Source organism: uncultured Sphingomonas sp. (assembly GCF_946477935.1).
GTDB lineage: Bacteria > Pseudomonadota > Alphaproteobacteria > Sphingomonadales > Sphingomonadaceae > Sphingomonas.
In genome coordinates this window covers 1-5,258 of sequence record NZ_CAMLAC010000243.1, presented here as the reverse complement: position 1 = coordinate 5,258, position 5,258 = coordinate 1, and the positions used below count along the sequence as shown (strand labels likewise).

7 protein-coding genes and 1 pseudogene are annotated in these 5,258 nt (G+C 68.0%); 4 read left to right on the top strand and 4 right to left on the bottom strand.

Annotated features, from left to right (window positions below):
- A pseudogene (locus Q0U08_RS17555) lies at nt 1-220 on the top strand (hypothetical protein); the annotation flags it as partial.
- 151 nt (nt 221-371) lie between these two features.
- On the opposite strand, the gene Q0U08_RS17550 reads toward Q0U08_RS17555, so the two are convergent.
- Nucleotides 372-719: a hypothetical protein gene (locus Q0U08_RS17550; protein ID WP_298092921.1), complete on the bottom strand. Its 348-nt coding sequence runs from the start codon at nt 717-719 to the stop codon at nt 372-374.
- Nucleotides 720-983: 264 nt separating this feature from the next.
- Between Q0U08_RS17550 and Q0U08_RS17545 the strand changes: the two genes are divergently transcribed.
- Nucleotides 984-1,574, top strand: a complete 591-nt coding sequence (locus Q0U08_RS17545; protein ID WP_298092919.1) for a peptidylprolyl isomerase — start codon at nt 984-986, stop codon at nt 1,572-1,574.
- 9 nt (nt 1,575-1,583) lie between these two features.
- On the opposite strand, the gene Q0U08_RS17540 is transcribed toward Q0U08_RS17545, so the two are convergent.
- Entirely contained in the window at nt 1,584-2,888 is a 1,305-nt protein-coding gene (locus tag Q0U08_RS17540; RefSeq protein WP_298092918.1) for a hemolysin family protein, read from the bottom strand.
- Nucleotides 2,889-3,052: 164 nt separating this feature from the next.
- On the opposite strand from Q0U08_RS17540, the gene Q0U08_RS17535 reads away from it, so the two are divergent.
- Entirely contained in the window at nt 3,053-3,730 is a 678-nt protein-coding gene (locus tag Q0U08_RS17535; protein ID WP_298092917.1) for an OmpA family protein, read from the top strand.
- Nucleotides 3,731-3,775: 45 nt separating this feature from the next.
- Here Q0U08_RS17535 and Q0U08_RS17530 read toward each other — a convergent pair whose 3' ends face one another.
- Both Q0U08_RS17530 and Q0U08_RS17525 read right to left on the bottom strand, forming a co-directional pair.
- Nucleotides 3,776-4,207: a nucleoside deaminase gene (locus Q0U08_RS17530; RefSeq protein ID WP_298092922.1), complete on the bottom strand. Its 432-nt coding sequence runs from the start codon at nt 4,205-4,207 to the stop codon at nt 3,776-3,778.
- Nucleotides 4,208-4,324: 117 nt separating this feature from the next.
- Nucleotides 4,325-4,546: a hypothetical protein gene (locus Q0U08_RS17525; protein WP_298092916.1), complete on the bottom strand. Its 222-nt coding sequence runs from the start codon at nt 4,544-4,546 to the stop codon at nt 4,325-4,327.
- Between the two features lie 152 nt (nt 4,547-4,698).
- Between Q0U08_RS17525 and rpmB the strand changes: the two genes are divergently transcribed.
- Complete coding sequence (gene rpmB, locus Q0U08_RS17520) at nt 4,699-5,004, top strand: 50S ribosomal protein L28 (RefSeq protein ID WP_112381632.1); 306 nt, start codon at nt 4,699-4,701, stop codon at nt 5,002-5,004.
- The last annotated feature ends 254 nt before the right edge of the window (nt 5,005-5,258 follow it).

The following is a 5,258-nucleotide window of genomic DNA, read 5'->3' as shown; positions in this document are numbered from 1 at the left end:
GCTCAAGGGGCTAGGCCCCAAGATCCAGCAGCGTCTCGGCGAACTGGGCGTCACCACCGTCGGTCAGATCGCCGCGCTGGACGACGCACAGGCAGCGGCCCTCGACGCGCAGCTCGGCCCCTTTGCCGGCCGCATGCAGCGCGACCGCTGGCGCGAACAGGCCCGCCTTCTTGCCGCGGGCGACCGCGCCGGGTTCGAGGCCGCTTTCGGCCGGCTATGAGGCTGTTTGGAAACGTGCTGAAGGCACGTTTCGCGGCACCAGCCCGCTCCCCCACCCGGCCTCCCATCAAGGATACTCTGTGGGAGGCCGGGTGGGGGAGCGGGCTGGCGCCGCCGTGAAACTCGCTCTTTCGCGAGTTTCCAAACGGACTCTATGATCGTCGGATACGAACGGTAAGCGAATACGGGCGCCGCGGCTTTTCGGACGCGCGCACACGCTGCACCCGCGGGCGCGCGACCGGCTCATGCCGCCGCCCCACGGCGTTCGGCCCCGGCGTCGTCCAGTCCGTCACCCCGATCCGCCCGTTGATCCACACCGCCGTCGCCAGTCCCCAGTCCGGATGCACCTGCAGCCCCCCGGGATAGGCCACCACCAGGAACCCGCCGTCGCGATCCGGCGACTCCGCCTCGATCACCATTTCGTCGCCGGGCTGCAGGACATAGCGGTCGGGCAGATACTCGACGAGCACCTCCAGGGGACCGGACTGGGTGTTGCGCACCGTATGGCGTTGCGGATGCAGACGAGGGGCACGCGATGGAAACAGCCGCATCCTACCTCGGGCGATGGTGACCAGGGACGGTGCCACGATGCCGCCCGTCCGCCACGGCGAACAGGGCAGCATCCGGCTATGCCCCGTTCGCCCCAAATATCTGACCCGATAGGATAAATCGCTCCTCGCCCGGGTGAAGTCCGTTGGGGATGGCGCTCCACGCCTTCCGATGAGACACTGGCGCCGCCCCCTTTCGCTCGAAGGACCGTTCTGATGTTTTCCCCTCTGTTCGCGCTGCTGCTTGCCGCTGCTCCCCAGGCGGCGGCGCCCCCCGCGGCCGCGCCCGCGCCCACCCGCGTCGCGATCGAAACCACCGCCGGGCGCATCGTCATCGAACTCGCCCGCGCGCAGGCGCCGATCACCACCGCCAATTTCCTGCGCTATGTCGATCAGAAGCGGTTGAACGGCACCAACTTCTATCGCTCGGTCAAGGTCGCGCCCGGCTTCGGCTTCGTGCAGTTCGGCATCCGCAACGCGCCCAAGCGCATCCTGCCGCCGATCAAGCACGAACCCACCACCCAGACGGGGTTGAAGCATCTCGACGGCACGATCTCGATCGCGCGGCTCGAACCCGGCTCGGCCCGCGGCGACTTCACCATCATGGTCGGCGACCAGCCTTCGCTCGATGCCGATCCCGGCAAGCCCGGCGACAATCTCGGCTATGCCGCCTTCGGCCAGGTGGTGGAGGGCAAGGAGGTGATCGCCCGCATCCTCGATACCGCGACCGATCCGAACGCCGGCCCGTTCAAGGGCGAAATGCTCGCCGAGCCGGTGCAGATCACCAGCGCCGTCCGCGTCAAATAGAGCGGGCGGTCATCCTTCCTCGCTGACCAGCAGCTTGTCGATCCGGCGGCCATCCAGGTCGACCACCTCGAACCGCCATCCCTGCTCGACGAAGCTTTCGCCTTCGCCCGGCAGGTGGCGGAAGGCGGCCAGCGCCAGCCCGGCGACCGTGGCGTAATCGCGGTCGTCGGGCAGGTCGATGCCCAGCCGGTCGGCCAGCGCATCCGCCGCCATCGTGCCCGCCACCAGCAGCGATCCGTCGTCACGCACCACCACCGACGGCGCCTCGCCCGGCTCCGCGTCCGACGCGAACTCGCCCGCGATCGCCGCCAGCAGGTCGGCCGGCGTCACGATGCCCTCGAAATGCCCGTATTCGTCATGGATCAGCGCCATCGGCACTTCCGCCTGGCGCAGCGCGATCAGCGCGTCCATCGCATCGATCCGGTCGATCACGACGGGCGCCTTGCGCATCAGCCGCTTCAGGTCCAGCGCCTCGCCGCGAAACAGCGCCATGGCGATGTCGCGCGCCTGTACCACGCCGATCACCGCATCGATCGACCCTTCCGCGACCGGCAGGCGCGTGCGCGGCGTTTCCAGCAGCTTGGCGCGGATCCCCTCGGCATCCAGCGTGCAGTCCAGCCAGTCGATCTCGGTCCTGGGGGTCATCACCTCGCGCACCGGCCGGTCGGCAAGCCGCACCACGCCCGAGATGATCGAGCGCTCATGCTCCTCGATCACGCCGGACTTGGACGCCTCGGCGACGATCAGGTGCAGCTCCTCCGCCGTCACTTGATCCTCGGCCTCGCGGTTGAGACCGAGCAGGCGGAAGACCACCGCGCTGGTCGAATCGAGCACCCACACGATCGGCGCCGTGATCCGCGCCAGCCAGCGCATCGGCAGCGCGACCAGCGCAGCGATCGGCTCGGGCTTGCGCAGCGCGAACTGCTTGGGCACCAGCTCGCCGACGATCAGCGAGGCATAGGTGGTCAGCCCGATCACCAGCGCGAAGCCGACCGAGGCGGCGGTCGCCGCCGACAGACCCAGCAACTCCAGTCGCGCCGCCACCGGTCCGCCCAGGCTCGATCCCGAATAGGCGCCCGCGACGATCCCGATCAGCGTAATGCCGATCTGTACGGTCGACAGGAACTTGCCCGGATCGGCGGCTAGCAGCATCGCCGCCTGCGCGCCCTTGCGTCCGGTCCGCGCCATAGCCTCCAGCCGCGCCTTGCGCGCGGAGACGATCGCCAGCTCGCTCATCGCGAACACGCCGTTAAGTCCTACAAGCAGCAGGATGATGACGACGTCGATCCAGGGGAAGGGGGGCAGCGGTGCCATCGGATTGGACCGTCCTTAACCGCAACGCCGTGCCTTCCACAATGCTTCTTCTTGGGCTTCTCCCGCATCCCCCTCATCCCCTTTCCGTCACCCGCCGTTCAGTTCGCATCCGGAACAAGGATCATCAGCCCGAGTTATCGGGGCAGCACAAAGGGACAATCGCCATGCTGAAATCCGCCAGGTTTGCCACCGCCGCCGCGCTGGCCGCACTCGTCGCCACCGCCGGCTGCACCACCGATCCCGTGACCGGGGAACGTCGCATCTCAAAGGCTGCGATCGGCGGTCTGGGTGGCGCAGTCGGCGGTTATCTGCTCGGCGATCTGGTAGGCGGACGGCGCGATCGCACCGAAAAGATCCTGGGGGCGGGCATCGGCGGCCTCGCGGGGGCCGGCATCGGCGCGTACATGGACAAGCAGGAGCGCGAACTGCGCGAGCGGACCGCGGGCACCGACGTCCAGGTCGTCCGCCAGGGCGACGATCTGCTGCTCAACATCCCGTCGGGCATCACCTTCGCCTATGATTCGGCCAATGTGCAGCCGCAGTTCCAGCGCACGCTGGATCAGGTCGCCAACACGCTGGCCCAGTATAACCAGACCTATATCGACGTGTACGGCCATACCGATTCGACCGGCAGCGACGCGTACAACCAGACCCTGTCGGAACGCCGCGCCGTTTCCGTCGCCGATTATCTCGTCAGCCGCGGCGTACAGCGCGCCCGCATCGGCACGCGCGGTTTCGGCGAAACCCAGCCGATCGAATCGAACGACACCGACGCCGGCCGCGCCGCCAACCGTCGCGTGGAGATCAAGATCGTCCCGATTCGCGAAGGCGATCTGCGCTAAGCCTCCACCCCCTCTCCCCTCGCGGGAGAGGGGGCTATGGTGCGGTCACCCCCGCCGCGTCGCGAAGAAATCGCGCAGCATCGACCCCGCCTCCCGCTCGGCGATCCCGGCATATATCTCCGGACGGTGATGGCACGTCGGCTGCGCGAACACCCGCGCACCATGCTCCACCGCTCCACCCTTGGGATCCGCCGCCGCGTAATAGAGCCGCGCGATCCGGGCATGCGCAATCGCGCCTGCACACATCGCGCACGGCTCCAGCGTCACCCACAGGTCGCAATCCTCCAGCCGTTCGCGTCTCAGCAACGCCGCCGCTTCGCGAATCACCCGGATCTCGGCATGTGCGGTCGGGTCGCAGGACCGTCGCGGCGCGTTGCCCGCGACCGCGATCACCCGCCCCCGATGGACGAGCGCGGCACCCACCGGCACCTCGCCCGCCTCGGCGGCGGCCCGCGCAGCCTCCAGCGCCGCGCGCATCGGATCGGGGGTCGCGAACATCGCATACCCCTGCCCGCGCGCGCGGGCGTCTGCAACAAAATCACCCGCGCGCGGGCGCCTGCAACGGATTTACCCGCGCCCGCGGGCCCCGATATCTTACTGCGCGTTGGCGGGCTGGTCGGCCGGCTTCTCGACCGACAGGGTCGGCACTTCCACCGTCTTGGTCTCGGTGCCCACCGAAACCTTCGGCCCCTCCGCCCGGAACTGCGGCGCCTGCACCACGCCGGGGCGCGTCTGGTCGATGCTGACCCAGCCCAGGCTCATCGCCACCGCGACAAGAAGAACGACGATGGCGAGAAGGGCAAGAAGGGTACGCATGAGGTTCTGGCTCCGAATGGTGCGGCAGCGTAACCAACGCCGCGCCATCGGTGGAGTTGCACCCCGGATCCGGTGAATCGGTTGACGCCCCCCGCCATCCAGGCTATCCGCGCGGCCTTTCCGGGCATTTGCCTGAAACCAGGATAACGATCATGTCGCGCATTTGCGAGCTGACCGGCAAGGGCCGGCAGGTGGGCAACAACGTTTCCCACGCCAACAACAAGACCAAGCGTACCTTCCTGCCCAACCTGCAGAACGTCACGCTGATTTCCGATTCGCTCGAAAAGAGCGTGCGCCTGCGTGTTTCCACGCACGGCCTGCGTTCGGTCGAGCATAATGGCGGCCTCGACAACTGGCTCGTCAAGACCTCGGACGACAAGCTGAGCCTGCGCGCGCGTCGCCTGAAGCGCGACGTGGTCAAGAAGCGCGCCGTCCCGGCCGAGACCGAAGCAGCCTGAACGCTTCGCGATTGATCGCGTCCAAAGGCCCGCCGCTCACCCGAGCGGCGGGCTTTCGGCGTTTGCGCGGGCCGCGCGCGGGATGCCACCGGCGGATTACGTTTTAGATGCCCCCACTTTACCCCGTTCGTCTCGAGTAGGCGTCGAGTAGCGGCATCGCCGCGTATCGAGAGCAAGCTGCATTGAATCTGATCCACCTCGCTCCGTTCGTGCTGAGCCCTTCGACTGGCTGGCAAGCCAGCCGCTCAGGATAA

What these genes read in the sequence shown, in the direction of transcription:
- Q0U08_RS17545 (WP_298092919.1), top strand. Translation starts at nt 984, where the DNA reads ATGTTTTCCCCTCTGTTCGCGCTGCTGCTTGCCGCTGCTCCCCAGGCG.
- Q0U08_RS17535 (WP_298092917.1), top strand. Translation starts at nt 3,053, where the DNA reads ATGCTGAAATCCGCCAGGTTTGCCACCGCCGCCGCGCTGGCCGCACTC.
- Q0U08_RS17530 (WP_298092922.1), bottom strand. Translation starts at nt 4,207, where the DNA reads ATGCGCGCGGCGCTGGAGGCTGCGCGGGCCGCCGCCGAGGCGGGCGAG.
- Q0U08_RS17525 (WP_298092916.1), bottom strand. Translation starts at nt 4,546, where the DNA reads ATGCGTACCCTTCTTGCCCTTCTCGCCATCGTCGTTCTTCTTGTCGCG.
- rpmB (WP_112381632.1), top strand. Translation starts at nt 4,699, where the DNA reads ATGTCGCGCATTTGCGAGCTGACCGGCAAGGGCCGGCAGGTGGGCAAC.
- Q0U08_RS17540 (WP_298092918.1), bottom strand. Translation starts at nt 2,888, where the DNA reads ATGGCACCGCTGCCCCCCTTCCCCTGGATCGACGTCGTCATCATCCTG.